At 39.7% G+C, this 17,115-nt stretch carries 14 protein-coding genes; 12 read left to right on the top strand and 2 right to left on the bottom strand.

The annotated features are described in order from the left end of the window. Positions 1–30: 30 nt before the first annotated feature. Positions 31–1,836, bottom strand: a complete 1,806-nt coding sequence (locus ACXYMX_RS05540) for a DUF4153 domain-containing protein (RefSeq protein ID WP_459043246.1) — start codon at positions 1,834–1,836, stop codon at positions 31–33. A gap of 254 nt (positions 1,837–2,090) precedes the next feature. Here ACXYMX_RS05540 and ACXYMX_RS05535 point away from each other — a divergent pair, with 254 nt between their 5' ends. The 11 genes from ACXYMX_RS05535 (at position 2,091) to hemL (ending at position 15,343) form a co-directional block, all read left to right on the top strand. After that, positions 2,091–3,071 (top strand): tetratricopeptide repeat protein, encoded by a 981-nt coding sequence (locus tag ACXYMX_RS05535; protein ID WP_459043245.1) that lies wholly within the window; start codon positions 2,091–2,093, stop codon positions 3,069–3,071. Positions 3,072–3,173: 102 nt separating this feature from the next. Beyond that, positions 3,174–4,460, top strand: coding sequence for a trigger factor (gene tig, locus ACXYMX_RS05530; RefSeq protein ID WP_459043244.1), 1,287 nt, complete (start codon positions 3,174–3,176; stop codon positions 4,458–4,460). Positions 4,461–4,608: 148 nt separating this feature from the next. Further along, positions 4,609–5,874 carry an ATP-dependent protease ATP-binding subunit ClpX gene (gene clpX / locus ACXYMX_RS05525; protein WP_459043243.1) on the top strand — a complete coding sequence of 422 codons (1,266 nt, stop codon included), beginning with the start codon at positions 4,609–4,611 and terminating at the stop codon, positions 5,872–5,874. Positions 5,875–5,979: 105 nt separating this feature from the next. After that, positions 5,980–8,304, top strand: coding sequence for an endopeptidase La (gene lon, locus ACXYMX_RS05520; RefSeq protein WP_459043242.1), 2,325 nt, complete (start codon positions 5,980–5,982; stop codon positions 8,302–8,304). Continuing rightward, positions 8,301–8,882 (top strand): ribosome biogenesis GTP-binding protein YihA/YsxC, encoded by a 582-nt coding sequence (gene yihA / locus ACXYMX_RS05515; protein ID WP_459043241.1) that lies wholly within the window; start codon positions 8,301–8,303, stop codon positions 8,880–8,882. Before lon ends, yihA begins: the two co-directional genes overlap by 4 nt. Before the next feature lie 201 nt (positions 8,883–9,083). After that, positions 9,084–10,448, top strand: a complete 1,365-nt coding sequence (gene hemA / locus ACXYMX_RS05510; RefSeq protein ID WP_459043240.1) for a glutamyl-tRNA reductase — start codon at positions 9,084–9,086, stop codon at positions 10,446–10,448. 81 nt (positions 10,449–10,529) lie between these two features. Further along, on the top strand, positions 10,530–11,360 hold the full coding sequence (locus tag ACXYMX_RS05505) for a cytochrome C assembly family protein (RefSeq protein WP_459043239.1): 831 nt from the start codon (positions 10,530–10,532) through the stop codon (positions 11,358–11,360). 25 nt (positions 11,361–11,385) lie between these two features. Continuing rightward, positions 11,386–12,315, top strand: coding sequence for a hydroxymethylbilane synthase (gene hemC, locus ACXYMX_RS05500; RefSeq protein ID WP_459043238.1), 930 nt, complete (start codon positions 11,386–11,388; stop codon positions 12,313–12,315). Next, positions 12,308–13,054: a uroporphyrinogen-III synthase gene (locus ACXYMX_RS05495; protein ID WP_459043237.1), complete on the top strand. Its 747-nt coding sequence runs from the start codon at positions 12,308–12,310 to the stop codon at positions 13,052–13,054. The genes hemC and ACXYMX_RS05495 overlap by 8 nt, the downstream gene beginning before the upstream one ends. Positions 13,055–13,069: 15 nt before the next feature. Further along, the gene (gene hemB / locus ACXYMX_RS05490) at positions 13,070–14,050 is read left to right on the top strand and encodes a porphobilinogen synthase (protein WP_459043236.1); all 981 of its coding nucleotides are present in this window, start codon (positions 13,070–13,072) and stop codon (positions 14,048–14,050) included. Next, positions 14,051–15,343 (top strand): glutamate-1-semialdehyde 2,1-aminomutase, encoded by a 1,293-nt coding sequence (gene hemL / locus ACXYMX_RS05485; RefSeq protein WP_459043235.1) that lies wholly within the window; start codon positions 14,051–14,053, stop codon positions 15,341–15,343. 916 nt (positions 15,344–16,259) lie between these two features. Here the strand turns inward: hemL and ACXYMX_RS05480 are convergent. Beyond that, on the bottom strand, positions 16,260–16,382 hold the full coding sequence (locus ACXYMX_RS05480) for a hypothetical protein (RefSeq protein WP_459043234.1): 123 nt from the start codon (positions 16,380–16,382) through the stop codon (positions 16,260–16,262). Between the two features lie 77 nt (positions 16,383–16,459). Here ACXYMX_RS05480 and ACXYMX_RS05475 point away from each other — a divergent pair, with 77 nt between their 5' ends. Further along, entirely contained in the window at positions 16,460–17,068 is a 609-nt protein-coding gene (locus tag ACXYMX_RS05475; protein WP_459043233.1) for a hypothetical protein, read from the top strand. Positions 17,069–17,115: the final 47 nt, after the last annotated feature.

The following is a 17,115-nucleotide window of genomic DNA, read 5'->3' as shown; positions in this document are numbered from 1 at the left end:
TGCACGAATGCACCCGACCATTGCTCAAATTTATTTTATTGTTACGAAAATATATATGTCTGCATTGTACTCATCGCCATAGAAATCGACAGTGTTGACTAGAATACTCATTTTAACTTGTTCACTGTCATGTGTTGTGAAAGCTTTTTCAATTGATAACGTATTGTTGTTCATAGCCGAACTGTCAAGAGTCGACTTTAAAATGGGCAGTAGATCAACTTTAATTAATTCGTTGCTGTTTTCATTTTCTAGTAGCATCCAATAGTTGTTATTAGAGAGTTGTTTTATCAAACGATAACTTGACATCCCATTTTCAATTAAGGTAGGCTCGTCGGCATCGACTTCCTTCATTGAACTATTGATGTACATATGCGTTAAATAGTCAGGGTTGCCAATATTTAATACAGATTTATCCTCCCAATTCAAAGTTGCAAACTTTGGCTCAGTGCTTTCTTCATCGGTCAAGGCGTAAATTGGGTTAAATCCAAACGTTCCTTCAAAGTTACTTCCTTGTATTGAATAATCCGAAAGCCAATCTATCTTATTTGTATAACTCATGTTGTCTAAATAAGAAACTGTCTGTGTAATGACCCTTTTATCCTCAATTGAAACAGTTGAATTGGGAATGATCTTGTTGTTTTCAAACATATTATTGGACTCCAATGTTTTTTCAAGCAAATGTATTTGGTTGCTGCGACTTACTGTGAACGCATCGATAGGTGGAGTAATCGAAATTGCCGATAAAACGATTAAAATTGGTACGAGTAATCCGTTCTTTCGAATAGGTAAAAAGCTGAAGATTAAACCAATCACAATTGCATAAAATCCAAACAGGATCACGTAATAACGCCCATGAGTAATTCCCATTTCGCTAATTTTTAAAATGGAAGCGATAGTTTGGAATAGCACAATTGGAACGAGAACTTTCGGGAATATCATTCTAAAAAAGGAAGCGAACTTGTTCTCTAAGTTACTGGCAAGTAAGTAAACGATGAGCACAGTGATTGTATAGGAAACCAAAAGTGGTTCCATTAAGTTCTTTGTCCAAAATTCACCATCCAGATTCAGCAAGATATAAGTGATTAAAATTATGGTGTAGATTGCTGTTAATGGAATGATTATATAAGATATTAAAATCTCTAGAATTGTAGGGCATGCAATCGCTTTTTCGATTTGATGTTCTCTAACCTGAAGTTCTTCCAATGGAATATCATTGTCTTTCTTGCCAAGGTACGCAGGTATAAATGACAAGAAAAAGATGGGTGAAAATAATCCCAATACGATAATTAAAGCATGCGGAATCGTTTTGTCGTTTACTGAAAAAAGAAGATTGTCAACCGTGAAAATTACAAGACTGATACCGCCAGCAATTACAAGGGTAAATAAAATTGTAGTGAAAAATGCTTTAAAAGCAGACATAAATGATTTGTTAAAAGTTAATTTATTTTTAATTGATGGTACCCATATGAAGCCCATTAACAGTGCAAACATTGTAATTCCAGTCTTTGTTGAAGTTTCAATATTGAAGTTTGAAGAAGGATGGATGGCGAAAAAGAATAAAACCGAGAAAATTATTGAGCCTAACATGAGAAGTGTTCGTTCATTTGTTCTCGTGAAAAACCGTTCATAAATATGTTGTGCTAAAGCACTTACAAATGCCCCAACCAAAAATGTGAATGTTAGTTTTAAAAGCTCTTCTGTTTCAGAATTAATGGAGACAATGTTCACTATTGTAGAAGCAACTAGAAACAGTAGTGTTAATGGATAACGAATTGACGCCTCGATTAGTTTTTTGAACTTGACTTCCATTATAGATAGAAATTTAATGGTAATCACCTCTTTCGTAGTCTAACTTCAGATGGTGTATGTTAAATAAAAGAATTATGTCTTTAAGAATATTCTAACTCTTTTATATGCATTTGTATATTATTCGTAAAGACAAGAGAATGGAATCGCTTTTTTCCTTTGGATAAATTATAATTGTAGTCTTGACCGTTTAAGTTCTTTCGTTTAGTCTTTTAGTAGCAAGCGTAAGATAGATTGCACTTAAAATGATAGTTCTATTAGAGTAATGGAAGGGGGTGTGCAAAATGCGGAGGAAATATGGTCGGCTTCGTAAAAAAGAAAATCTGATTGTCTTTCCAGGAACTTTCGAAAGGCTTGTTGAAAAGGGAACGGTCTTTGTTGAAAATGGAGAGTTTGAAGATGCAGTAGAAGCATTTGACCAGGCGATCGTTTATGAACCTCATAATCCAGAATTCCTAGTACCTTATGCCATCGCTTTATATGAAGTGAAAAACTTTGCCAAAGCAAAGGAAATTGCGACTCAACTTTTACATAGTGGAACATCAGAATACATAGAAGCAATGGAATTGTACCTAACGATTAGCATTCAGTTACAAGAGTATGAGGAAGTAGAAATAACGATTGACGCATTAATTAGCGAAGGAATTATCCCTAGCGATCGTTTGAAGAAGTTCAATTACTTACGTGATTTAAATAATCGTTTGGCAAAGCGATATGGTGAAGACTTACCTACACTTGTGGATACATCTTTTACAATGGAAGCTTTTAATGAAATGGATTCAATTATGCAGCAACATGCACTAGCTTCTTTAGAAGGAACAGATTTACAAATCGTGTTGCCTTTACTTCTAGAAATTGTAAAACGATCGGATTTATCGCCACTTGTTATCACATTTGGGCTTACCCTTTTACATCAGATTGGTTTTTCAGAAGAAGTAACCGTTCAGAAGTTTGGTTCTGAATTAACAATAATACCTGCAGACATGGCGCTGCCTGGCCAAGACGAAGTAACAAACAATGTGATTGCTGCAATCGAGCGGATGCTTTCTAAAGATCCATCCCGTCTTGAACTTGCAATAGGTACAGTCGAGAAGTTTGCGATTACAGCATTTCCTTTCGGTTGGGGGGACTATGAAGTAGATGAGATAGCAACAGCATACGTTCAATACATAGATAGCCTATTCTCAGGAACTCATTATCCGGAGACCCCGCTGGATCAATTTATTAAACAAATCGATACAGAAACGGAATTGGAATTAGAATGAAATTTGTTGTAAGATGAACAGACTATGATATACTTAGTTAGTTGTCAATTGGTTATATACGTACGAAAATATATCGATTAAAAGATTCGGAGGGTTTTTATTATGTCAGTTGAATGGGTAAAAAACGAAGGTAACACGGGTACACTTACGGTTGAGGTGCCTGCAGAAGAAGTAAAAGTAGGTATTGATAAAGCATTTAAAAAAGTAGTTAAAGATGTTCAAGCACCGGGTTTCCGTAAAGGAAAAATGCCACGTGCAATGTTCGAAAAAATGTATGGTGTTGAATCACTATATAACGATGCACTTGATTTCATTCTTCCGGTAGCATACGGAAATGCTTTAGACGAAGCTGGTGTTGATCCAATCGATCGTCCAGAAATCGACATTGAGCAAATGGAAAAAGGTAAATCACTAATTTTCAAAGCAGTCGTTACTCTTAAGCCAGAAGTAAAGCTTGGAGAATACAAAGGCCTTGAAGTTACTCGTCTAGATACAGAAGTTACAGACGAAGAAATCGAAGAGCAATTGAAAGACCGTCAAACAGCTTTCGCTGAGCTTGTAGTTAAAGAAGAAGGCGAAATTGAAAATGGGGATTCAGTAAAACTTGATTTTAAAGGTTTTGCAGATGGAGAGCCATTTGAAGGTGGAGAGTCAGAAGGATTTGACCTTGAAATTGGTTCAGGATCATTCATTCCAGGCTTTGAAGAGCAAATGATCGGCATGAAAGTCGGAGAAGAGAAATCAATTGAAATTACTTTCCCTGAAGAGTATCATGCTGCAGAACTTGCTGGAAAACTAGCTACGTTTGAAGTGAAAGTTCATGAAATTAAGTCAAAAGAAATTCCAGAACTTAATGACGAACTAGCTAAAGAAATCGACGAAGAAGTCGAAAGTCTTGAAGCACTTCGTACGAAAATGAAAGAACAAACAGCAACTGAAAAACTAAGTGCGTCTGAAACTGCACTTCGCGATGATCTTGTAGAAGCAGCTGCAACAAATGTTGAAGTTGATATTCCACAAGTAATGATCGATACAGAAGTTAACCGCATGATGGAAGAGTTTGGTCAGCGTCTTCAATCACAAGGCATGAACCTAGAGCTTTACTTCCAATTCTCAGGTCAAGATGAAGAAGCACTTCGTACACAAATGACAGAAGATGCACAGAAGCGCGTTCGTGTTTCACTAACACTTGAAGCAATCGGTAAAGAAGAGAACTTAGAAGTAACTGAAGAAGAAATAACAGCAGAACTTCAAAAGATGTCCGATCAGTTTGGTATGGAGATCGAACAAATTAGAGAAACTTTAGGTGGAACGACTGTACTTGAAAATGATCTTCGTTTCAATAAAACAGTTGAGTTTCTTGTTGAAAATGCAAAGGTTATTGAATAAATAAGTAATATAAGGACAAGGTACGGTAGACCGTACCTTGTTTTACATAGAATAAGGTAAGTTAAATTAAAAAATATAGAAGAATCCTAAATAGTTGATTATAGTCGCTTAATCTTGTAAGATTGGCACGTGAATAGGGGTGAGCATAATGTTCAAATTTAATGATGAAAAAGATAATTTAAATTGTTCTTTTTGTGGTAAATCACAGGAACAAGTACGTAAACTTGTAGCTGGTCAAGGCGTTTATATTTGTGATGAATGTGTAGAACTTTGTGCTGAAATCGTTGAAGAGGAAGTTGGGCTTGAAGAGGGATTTGAGCTTAAAGACGTTCCGAAACCGAAAGAGATACAAAGTATTCTTGATGATTATTTAATTGGTCAGGACCGCGCGAAAAAAGCGCTTTCAGTAGCCGTTTATAATCACTACAAACGTGTAAATTCAGGTAGTAAAATTGATGATGTGGAACTATCTAAGTCAAATATTGTACTTATCGGCCCAACTGGGAGTGGTAAAACGTTATTGGCTCAGACACTTGCACGCATCCTTGATGTACCATTTGCAATAGCAGACGCGACTTCTTTGACTGAAGCAGGTTACGTTGGAGAAGACGTTGAGAATATTTTATTGAAGCTTATTCAAGCAGCAGACTACGATGTAGAACGCGCTGAAAAAGGCATCATCTACATCGATGAGATCGATAAAGTTGCACGTAAATCTGAAAATGCCTCGATAACTCGTGATGTTTCAGGTGAAGGTGTTCAACAAGCATTGCTGAAAATTCTTGAAGGTACCGTTGCAAGCGTTCCTCCACAAGGCGGACGAAAGCATCCACATCAAGAATTTATCCAAATAGACACTACGAATATTCTGTTTATCGTTGGTGGTGCTTTTGACGGTATTGATGATATTATTAAACGTCGTGTCGGACAGAAAGTCATTGGGTTTGGAGCAGATCCAAATACAATCCCAGATGATGTTTCTCTTCTATCTAGATTGATTCCAGAAGATTTACAGCGCTTCGGATTAATTCCTGAATTTATCGGCCGTTTACCTGTTCTTGCAAGTCTTGAACAGTTGAGTGAGGATACGCTTTTCCAAATCCTTACATTGCCGAAAAATGCGATTGTAAAGCAATATCAAAAAATGCTTGGCCTTGATGATGTTGAATTAGAATTCGAAGAAGATGCGTTGCTCGAAATTGCTAAAGAAGCAATTGAACGTAAGACGGGTGCACGTGGACTTCGCTCGATAATCGAAAATATTATGCTAGATGTAATGTATGAACTTCCTTCGTTAGAAGAAGTGAAAAAGTGCATCATTACACAAAAATCTGTATTAGGTAAAGCAAGTCCAATCCTTCTAACTGAAGAAGGTAAGGAAATTAAGATTGGAAAAGACAAAAACTCGGCGTAAGGCCTAAAGGATGAAGCTGACTCCGAATGTGCGTATACATATGCGCCCTACGGTAGTCGGCTTTTTCTACATATCGATGAAAATATTGACAGAGGTGACTTCGGCATGGGAACTATTAAAAATGAACAAATACCATTACTCCCGCTTCGTGGGCTACTCGTATACCCTACGATGGTTATACATATTGACGTAGGACGAGAACGGTCCGTATTTGCGATTGAACATGCGATTGCAAAGAATAATTTAATCTTTTTGGCAACACAGCAAGACATTACTGTAGAGAACCCAGATCCAGACGATCTTTATGAAATTGGTGTTCTTGCTCTTGTTAAATCAATGACTAAATTACCGAATGGAACGTATCGCGTTCTTATTGAAGGAATGGAACGAGCGGAGTGGATGCATTATCAGGAAGATGATTTATTTCCAGTTGTGGATGTAGTCAGTACTCCAGATAGCGTTGAAAAAGATCCTGAAACGGAAGCACTTATGAGAACGCTTCTTCGTTATTTCAAAAAGTATTCGAAAGTTTCAAATAAAGTTACGAGGGAAACATACGACTCGGTTGCGGCAATTGAAGAGCCGGGAAGACTCGCTGATATGATTGCCTCTCATTTGCCACTTAAAATTGTTGCGAAACAAGAAGTGTTGGAAGAGTTTGACGTCAATGAGCGTATGGAATGGCTTCTAAGTCGTTTATCTAATGAGCAAGAAGTGCTTGAACTGGAACGAAAAATTAACAATCGTGTAAAAGAAGCGATGGAACGAACTCAAAAAGAATTTTATCTGCGCGAGCAAATGAAAGCAATTCAGACTGAGTTAGGAGACAAAGATGGCAAAGGGTTGGAAGTTGCCGACTTTTTAAAGCGTCTTGAAAAGGCGGGATTGCCGAGCAGTGCAAAAGAGGCTGTACTTGCTGAAATTGAAAGATACGAAAAAATCCCGACAGCTTCTGCGGAAAGTGGTATTATTCGAGGGTACATTGAATGGCTTGTTTCTTTACCTTGGTCAGATTCGACAAAAGATCAGCTTGATATTAAGGTGTCGGAAGCTATTTTGGACCGTGATCATGCAGGGCTTGATTTAGTTAAAGAGCGCATACTTGAATATTTAGCGGTTCGCCAACTTACGAATTCGTTACGTGGGCCGATTTTATGTCTAGAAGGACCACCTGGAGTTGGGAAAACATCACTTGCGCGTTCAATTGCAGAATCTCTTGGTCGAAAGTTTGTCCGAGTATCCCTTGGTGGCGTAAGGGACGAATCTGAAATTAGGGGTCATCGACGTACATATGTAGGGGCTATGCCTGGTCGAATCATTCAGGGGATGAAAAAAGCAGGGAAAGTGAATCCTGTCTTCTTATTGGATGAAATCGATAAAATGTCGAACGACTTCCGTGGGGACCCTTCTTCAGCAATGTTAGAAGTGCTCGATCCTGAACAGAACTCGACGTTTAGCGACCATTACATTGAAGAGACGTACGACCTTTCGAATGTCTTGTTTATTGCGACAGCAAATGATTTAAGTTCGATTCCTAGGCCGTTGTTAGATCGTATGGAAATCATATCGATTCCGGGTTATACCGAAATGGAGAAGCAAATGATTGCTAAAAATCATTTAATTCCTAAGCAATTAAAAGAGCATGGCTTGAAAAAAGCACAAGTTCGCTTCCAAGATGATGCAATTATGGACCTCATTCGTTATTATACGAGAGAGGCTGGAGTTCGTGGCATGGAGCGTCAAATTGCTGGTATCTGTAGAAAAGCAGCTAAACTAATTGTTGCGGGTGAAAAGAAAAGTGTTACTGTAAGTACAAACACACTTGAATCACTTGCAGGTAAAAAAAGGTTCAGATATGGACAAGCGGAAACTGTCAACCAAGTAGGGGTAGCAACAGGTCTTGCTTATACTCAAGTAGGTGGCGATACGTTACAAATAGAGGTTTCATTATCACCAGGTAAGGGAAAGTTATTGTTAACTGGAAAATTAGGAGATGTCATGAAAGAATCTGCTCAAACAGCTCTTTCATACGTTCGTTCGAAAACGAAAGAATTTGGCATTGCTCCGGATTTCCATGAAAACAACGATATCCATATTCACGTTCCAGAAGGTGCTACACCAAAAGATGGTCCTTCAGCTGGAATCACAATTGTCACGGCATTAGTTTCTGCACTTACTACACGTAAAATCCGAAGAGAAGTCGGAATGACAGGTGAAGTTACGTTGCGGGGGCGTGTGTTGCCGATTGGTGGACTGAAAGAAAAAGCATTGAGTGCCCACCGAGCAGGATTGACAACGATTATTCTTCCTAATGATAACGAGCGTGATATTGAAGATATTCCAGAAAGTGTACGCGAACAATTAACATTTAAGCTTGTTTCAGATGCTGAAGAAGTGCTGAAAATTGCATTGGAGGAAATTGGCATATGAAAGTGCATAACGTAGAAATGATTATGAGTGCTGTTAGACCGGAACAATATCCAACAGAAGGGTATCCAGAATTTGCCCTTGCTGGACGTTCAAACGTAGGAAAGTCTTCATTCATCAATAAGATGATAGGAAGAAAGAGTCTTGCGCGTACTTCTTCAAAACCAGGGAAGACGCAAACGCTCAATTTTTATAAAATCGAAGAACAGTTGTTTTTTGTTGATGTGCCGGGATATGGTTACGCACAGATTTCAAAAAGCGAACGTGCTAAATGGGGTCCGATGATTGAGGAGTATGTAACTACGCGTGAAGAATTGCGTGCGGTTATCCAAATCGTAGACTTACGTCATCCACCTACAGCCGATGATTGTGCAATGTACGATTTTCTAGTGGACTATGATGTTCCTGCCATTATTATTGCGACAAAAGCAGATAAAATTCCAAAAGGTAAATGGGAGAAACATAAAAAGATTGTACGCGAACGTTTACAAATGCGTATCGATGATCCCGTTGTTGTGTTTTCTTCGGAAAAAGGAATTGGCATGGACGAAGCGTGGAAATTGATTGAAAGTAGAATGTAAAACTTGCCCGTTTTGATGGAAATTCATCAAAATGGGCTTTTTTCATCTGCACTGCTGCATATGGATGCTAAGGTTTATTGGAATCAAAAATCCTAATATACTATTCAAAGTCATATGATGTTCATAATTATTTGATTGCAGATAGATGTACTATGTTATAATTAAAACCGTGAATTAGAAATTGAGAGGTGTGACGATTCGGTGCATACAATCATAGTCGGTGTTAACCATCGTACAGCTCCCGTTGAGATTAGGGAGAAGTTATCGTTCGTGGAATCTGAATTGCCACAAGCGATGGAAACATTACAACAACAAAAAAGCATTTTAGAAAATATAATAATATCTACATGCAATCGGACTGAAATATACGCGGTAGTCGATCAGCTGCATACAGGACGCTATTATGTGAAACGTTTTCTTGCGGACTGGTTTGACCTTTCCATTGAGTCATTCGAATCGCATTTAATTGTCCATGAGAATGATCAAGCGATTGAACATCTTATGAAAGTATCTGCTGGAATTGATTCGATGGTACTTGGAGAGACGCAAATTATTGGGCAAGTCCGAGATCGCTTTCTTGAAGCGCAGTCGATAGGAACAACAGGAACAATTTTTAATGAGTTATTTAAGAAAGCTGTAACTTTTGCTAAAAGGGCACATACAGAAACAGCAATTGGCGAAAATGCCTTGTCTGTCTCTTATGCTGCAGTTGAGCTTGGTAAAAAAATATTCGGTACACTTAAAAATAAACATGTAGCAATTCTTGGCGCAGGTGAAATGGGCGAATTAGCTCTACAAAACTTGCAAGGAAGTGGTGCAAGCAAAGTTACAGTTGTGAACCGAACGCTTTCAACAGCAGAAGAATTAGCACAGAAGTTTGATGGAATTGCAAAACCAATGGGGGAGTTGCAATGCACACTTCTGGAAGCGGATATCCTGATTAGTTCTACAGGAGCAACTGACTATGTGATTGACTTTGAACTTATGAAGTATGTTGAACGACTTCGAAAAGGTAGGCCCATCTTCATGGTCGACATTGCGGTACCTCGTGATTTAGATCCGCGAATTACTGAATTACCGAATGTGTTTTTATATGATATTGATGATTTAAAAGATATCGTTGAGGCGAATTTAGCGGAACGTGAGCAAGCAGCTGAACAAATTCAAGAAATGATTTCAGGTGAGATCATAGAATTCAAAGAATGGCTTATTACTCTAGGCGTCGTTCCAGTTATTTCTGCATTGCGTCAAAAAGCGAACCGAATTCAAGCGGACACTATGGAGAGTATTTTAAATAAGATGCCTGAACTTACAGAGCGAGAGAAAAAAGTACTGAGCAAACATACAAAATCGATTATTAACCAACTTTTGAAAGATCCAATTCAACAAGTTAAAGAACTTGCAATGGAGTCGAAATCATCTGAGAAGCTCGCGTTGTTTCAGCAAATCTTTGCAATCGATGAAGAAGTTGCGAATGAAAAAGAAGCGCTTGCGGCACTTTCGAAAGAACGATTGCGTGTTAGAAGAGAGAAGAATGCGATAGCTCAATCTGAATTGTCGTTTTAAATAAGTTCAGTTTGTCAAATAGAGGGTTTTCGTATCTGTATAGATGCAGAAACCTTCTTTTTTTGAAAGGGTTGATGGCCTATGGCTGATATGTCGATGGCAAGGTTGCACGAATGGATGGTCATCTTATATGCAATCAGCCTTGTTTTTTATTTTATAGATTACTTAAATAAAGACAAACTAGCGCATCGAAGTGCATTTTGGATATTGTCGTGTGTATATTTAATGCAAACGGTATTCCTTGTTATGTACATCGTTGAAACGAAAAGGTTTCCGATATTATCGTTGTTTGAGGGCATTTACTTTTATGCGTGGCTTTTAATAACATTATCCATAGTGCTTCATTTATTCTTCAAAGTCGACAGTGCCATCTTTTTTCTGAATGTGATTGGTTTTATTTTGATGACAATTCATACATTTGCGCCTGTACAAATTCATACATCTCCAATTGGTGAAACACTAATTACGGAGTTGTTGTTCATTCATATTACGTTTGCAATTCTTTCGTATGTAGCTTTTGCCATGTCGTTCGTCTCATCCATTTTATATTTACTTATTTATAAAATATTGAAACAGCGAAAATGGTCGAAACAGTTTGCGCGACTGCCATCGCTCCAGCAAGCCGATACAGGCATTATGGTTTCGTTGTTGACTGGAATACCTTTTCTGCTCATAAGCTTGATTTTAGGTGTGCAGTTTGCCTACACGGGGCTAGAAGAGTGGTCGGTCTTTGATATGAAAATTATCGGCTCGTTTCTGTTGCTCTTAATTTATAGTGCTGTATTAGTTCTACGGAAAAGTAATAAGCTAATTGGAAATCAATACGCATGGGTGAACATATATGCATTTTTGTTTGTTATTATTAATTTCTTTCTAGGCAGCAGTTTATCGGAATTTCATTTTTGGATGTAGTTGATTAAAGAGAGGTTGAGAAAACATGAGAAAAATTATCGTTGGAACAAGAAGAAGTAAACTTGCACGGACGCAAACCAATCAATTTATTGAAGCAATGAAAGCTGCAGGTGCACCGTTTGAGTTTGAAGTGAAAATCATCGTTACAAAAGGCGACCAAATCTTAGATGTTATGTTATCTAAAGTTGGAGGAAAAGGTCTTTTTGTAAAAGAAATTCAACAAGCCCTATTTGATAAAGAAATCGATTTTGCGGTACATAGCATGAAAGATATGCCATCCGAATTACCAGAAGGTCTTGTAATCGGTTGTATTCCGCCGCGTGAAGATGCAAGGGATGCATTCATTTCAAATGGTCATGTGAAGTTTTTAGATCTGCCAGCTGGAGCAGTAGTCGGAACGTCTAGTTTACGTAGAAGCTCCCAATTGTTAATGCTTCGTCCGGATCTCGACGTGAAATGGATTCGCGGAAACATTGATACCCGTCTACAAAAGTTAAAAGACGGTGAATATGACGCAATTTTACTTGCAGCTGCCGGCTTGAAGCGCATGGGGTGGAGCGAAGACGTTGTAACTGAATATATGTCTGTCGAGGATTGCATTCCAGCTGTTGGACAGGGGGCGCTCGCGATTGAGTGTCGATCTGAGGATACTGAACTACTCGCAGAATTGAATAAAATGACGGATGAAAAAACATGGAAAGAAGTCGAAGCTGAACGCACATTTTTATTTGAAATGGACGGCTCTTGCCAAGTTCCAATCGGTGGATTTGCAAAATATGACGGCACGAATATTGAGTTTACAGGATATATTGCTTCGCCTGACGCAAGCCAAGTATTTAAACAGACGGTCATTAATTCGGATCCAGTGAATGCTGGAAAAGAAGTTGCGAAAACATTGCGCGCTGAAGGTGCTTCTGAAGTCATCGAGAAAGTAAAGGCAGAGATGGATGCGTAACGGTCAATCGTTGAAAGATGAGACAATCATCTTTACAGGCACACCGAAATCGGAAGATGTGTACGAAATTGTAGCGCAATATGGAGGCAAGCCTGTTTCTTTGCCACTTATTCAAGTAGCAGAGTTGACGGAGTCTACGGATAAATTACGGCTAGAAGCATGTCCAACGTATGATTGGCTTATTTTCACAAGTCAAAGTGCGGTCGAAGCATTTGATGCAAAAATCAAGCGATTTGGAATGGATCCGGATGCGATTCCTTCCAACATTGCGGCAATCGGAACACGTACAGCTGCCGCGCTTGAGAAGATTGGGTTTACGGTTCAATTTATCCCCAGCGTGTTCAGTGCGGATGTGTTCGTCAAAGAATTCAAACCAACTGAAAATGATTTGCGCCGTTTACTTTTTCTTAGAGGTTCAATTGCAGGAGTTACGATTAAAGAAGAACTACCATTTGAAGTTGATGAATGGACAGTTTATACTACGGAAAAAGCAACTCAAAATGTTGATGCGCTTAAAGAGTTGCTACGTGAGAATCAAAAGATCACAATTTTATTTGCAAGTCCATCTGCGGTCAAAGTATTTTCCGAAGAAATTGCACCGACTACAGGTTGGAACGGCTTTAAAATTGGAGCAATTGGTCATGTAACGGAACGTGCACTTATTGAAGCAGGTGCATCCGTAGACGTTAGGCCCGATGTGTACACATTGAAAGACTTGGTATTAGAACTCGTCAAATGAAAAGGATGAAAGCAAATGAGCAACTTACATTTTAGAAGAAATAGACGCTTACGCGGTACAAGTGGACTACGTTCGATGGTTCAAGAAACCGTTTTACGAAAAGAGAACTTTATCTATCCGATATTTGTTGTTGAAGGAGAAGATGTAAAAAATCCAATCCAATCAATGCCGGGAGTGTTCCAATTATCTCTTGATCATCTAGCAACTGAAGTAGATGAAGTTGTATCACTTGGGATTCCGTCAATTATCTTATTCGGTATACCAAATGTGAAAGATGCACTTGGAACTCAAGCGTATGCTGCTGAAGGAATCGTTCAAAAAGCGACTCGTTTTGTGAAGGAACGTCATCCTGAACTTGTTGTTATTGCCGATACATGCCTTTGTCAATATACGGACCATGGACACTGTGGAATTATCGAAAACGGCAAAGTGATGAACGATTCATCATTGGAACTGTTAACACGCACAGCTGTAAGCCAAGCAGAAGCAGGCGCTGATATCATCGCACCGTCTAATATGATGGATGGTTTCGTTGCAGCAATCCGTCAAGGTTTGGATAACGCTGGATTTGAAGATATTCCAATCATGTCGTATGCGGTTAAATATACATCGGCTTATTATGGTCCTTTCCGCGACGCAGCTCACTCAGCGCCGCAGTTCGGAGACCGAAAGACGTACCAAATGGATCCATCAAACCGTATCGAAGCGATGCGCGAGGCGGAATCTGATGTCAGTGAAGGTGCTGATTTCTTAATCGTTAAGCCAGCACTTTCTTACTTAGATATTATTCGTGACGTGAAAAATAACTTTACGCTGCCCGTTGTTGCTTATAACGTGAGTGGAGAATACTCAATGATTAAAGCGGCAGCGCTAAACGGTTGGATCAATGAAAAAGAAGTCGTACTCGAAACGTTGACAAGTATAAAGCGTGCGGGAGCAGATATCATCATGACCTATCATGCTAAAGATGCAGCACGCTGGTTGGAGGAGAAGTAATTGACGAATACGTATGAAAACTCTAAGAAAGCTTTTTCAGAAGCTGTAAATTTAATGCCGGGCGGTGTGAACTCACCTGTACGTGCATTTAAATCCGTCAACATGGATCCAATTTTTATGGCAAGTGGAAAAGGTGCGGTCATTACAGACATTGATGGCAACGAATACATTGACTATGTATTGTCATGGGGACCACTTATTCTCGGTCATAGTGATCCAGACGTAGTAGCAGGTATTCAACGTGTTGCTGAAACCGGAGCAAGTTTTGGTGCACCAACACTCGCTGAAAACGAACTGGCAAATTTGGTTATTGAACGTGTCCCATCAATGGAAATGGTTCGTATGGTTTCATCAGGAACTGAAGCTACGATGAGTGCGCTTCGCTTAGCACGTGGAGTGACTAGCCGTGACAAGATTCTGAAGTTTGAAGGATGTTACCACGGACATGCGGATTCATTGCTTATTAAAGCAGGTTCTGGTGTAGCGACACTTGGACTTCCGGATAGCCCGGGCGTATCAGAATCTGTTGCTAAAAATACAATTACAGTTGCTTACAATGATTTAGAAAGCGTTAAAGTCGCTTTTGATGAATTCGGTGACGACTTGGCTGCGGTTATCGTAGAGCCAGTTGCTGGGAATATGGGCGTCGTGCCTCCAGTACCAGGTTTCCTAGAAGGCCTTCGTGAACTTACAGAAAAGAACGGAACAATCCTTATTTTTGATGAAGTAATGACAGGCTTCCGCGTAGGTTACAACTGCGCACAAGGTCATTACAGCATCACTCCGGACTTGACATGTCTTGGCAAGGTAATCGGCGGAGGGCTTCCTGTAGGGGCTTATGGTGGGAAAAAATCCATCATGGAGAACGTCGCGCCATCAGGCACAGTCTACCAAGCGGGTACATTGTCTGGAAACCCACTTGCAATGACAGCTGGAATTGAAACACTTAAAAAACTAACACCCGCATCCTACGACCAATTCATTAAATTGGGCGATCAGCTGGAAGCAGGTTTCCGTGAAGCAGCAACAAAATACAACATTCCACACACAGTCAACAGAGCGGGTTCAATGATCGGTTTCTTCTTCACAAACGAAAAAGTAACGAATTACGATCAAGCCAAAACATCGGATTTAACACTCTTTGCTGAATACTTTAAACTGATGGCAGAAGAAGGAATCTTTATTCCCCCATCACAGTTTGAAGGCATGTTCCTATCAAGTGCCCATACCGAAGAGCATATCGCTAAAACGGTCGAAGCATTCCATACAGTATTTGCGAAACTTGCAAAGTAAAATTATAAAGCCTTCCTCGAATTAATTTTCGGGGAAGGCTTTTTTGGTTGGGTTTTTGATGGTGGGGAGGGGCGTGTGAGGGCGGTCGTGCAACGAAGCTGGCTCGTAGTACAACGAAAATATTGTGTAGTGCAACCAAGTTAGCTCGTAGTCCAACAATAACTATGGAGCGCAACTAAACTACGTCGTAGACCAACCAAGTCTGGTCCTAGTGCAACCAAAGTTTACGGAGTGCAACAAAGCTCGTTCGTAGTACAACCAAATTTTATGGAGTTCAACCAAAACTATTGAGAGCAACAATGTCTGATCGTAGTCCAACAAATTAACTGAGTGCAACGAAGTCCGCCTGTCGTGCAACCAAACTCGCTCGTAGTACAACCAAAATTCTAGAGTGCAACAAAAATAGGTCGTAGCTCAACCAGGGTTTATGTAGTACAACAAAGCTCGTTTGTAGTGCAACCAAATTTTATGGAGTTCAACCAAAACTATGGAGAGCAACAAAGTCTGATCGTAATCTAACAAATTAACTGAGTGCAACGAAGTACGGTCGTAGTGCAACCAATTTCCATCGTAGTACAACGAAAACTATGGAGTGCAACCAAACTAGGTCATAGCTCAACCAAAGTTTATGTACTACAACCAAGCCCGCTCGTAGTACAACCAAATTTTATGGAGTTCAAACAAAACAATGGAGAGCAACAAAGTCTGATCGTAATCCAACAAATTAACTGAGTGCAACGAAGTCCGTTCGTAGTGAAACAAAACTCGCTCGTTGTACAACCAAAATTCGGGAGTGCAACGAAACTAGTTCGTAGCTAAACCAAAGTTTATGTAGTGCAACAAAGCCAGCTCGTAGTTCAACGAATCAGGTCGTAGTCCAACAAATTAAATGAGTGCAACGAAGTTCGCTCATAGCTCAACCAAACTCGCTCATTGTACAACCAAAATCACGGAGTGCAACGAAACTAGATCGTAGCTCAACCAAGTCCACTCTTAGTGCAACCAAATCCGCCGATAGGCCAACCAACCCCACTCCCATAATTAACCCCCACCTCCTTCTAAGGATATCGATTCGCGCATACAATTGTGAGTGAAGGAATATGAAGGAGGAATTATATGAAAACTGTTCAATGGGAAATGAAAGAACAATTTGCCTTTCCTGAGTTTGCGGGTATTCCAGCAAAGGCTGTAGCGATTAGTGTCACACCACGATTTACGGAAGAACGAGATGAAGACGCCGTCCGTCTGACAGGGATTTATCATATTGCTGCAAATGTTTCATTCAACGAAGGCGAACGTGCTGCAGAATTGTCTGAAAAAGTAATACTCGTAGACGACGTCGACCTTGAAGAGCAAGTTGGTTATTTTGAATATGCAGTTCCGTTGAATATCGATCTCCCGGCAGAAGCGGGGACGCCTCTTGATGTTGTTGTTAAACATTCGAAGTCAGAGGTTGACGGACAAGGCGTTTTTGGAGTTGTTTGGAATGTCGAATGTTCGTATCCAGAAGCGGTCGCACTCGTTCCTGAAACGGCGGAAGTTGAAGAAGAAGCAGTTGCCGAATCAGAAGCGGTTCAAACAGCCATCGCGATAATTAATAAATCCTCGATAAATGCTGACGACGAAGTGCTTTCGTTTATTGGAGAATTACAAGATGGACTCTCAGCTACACTATTTCGGTCAAATGATGTTTTTGTGAAGCGCGAAAGCGAGCCCGGCGAGTAGGCAAAACAGCAGAAAATCCCCAGCCGTTGGAAGAAATAATAAACGCA

It is taken from the genome of Sporosarcina sp. CAU 1771, from assembly GCF_054482775.1.
Note: the sequence above shows the minus strand (reverse complement) of the source record. Positions and strands in the feature narration are given on the sequence as shown.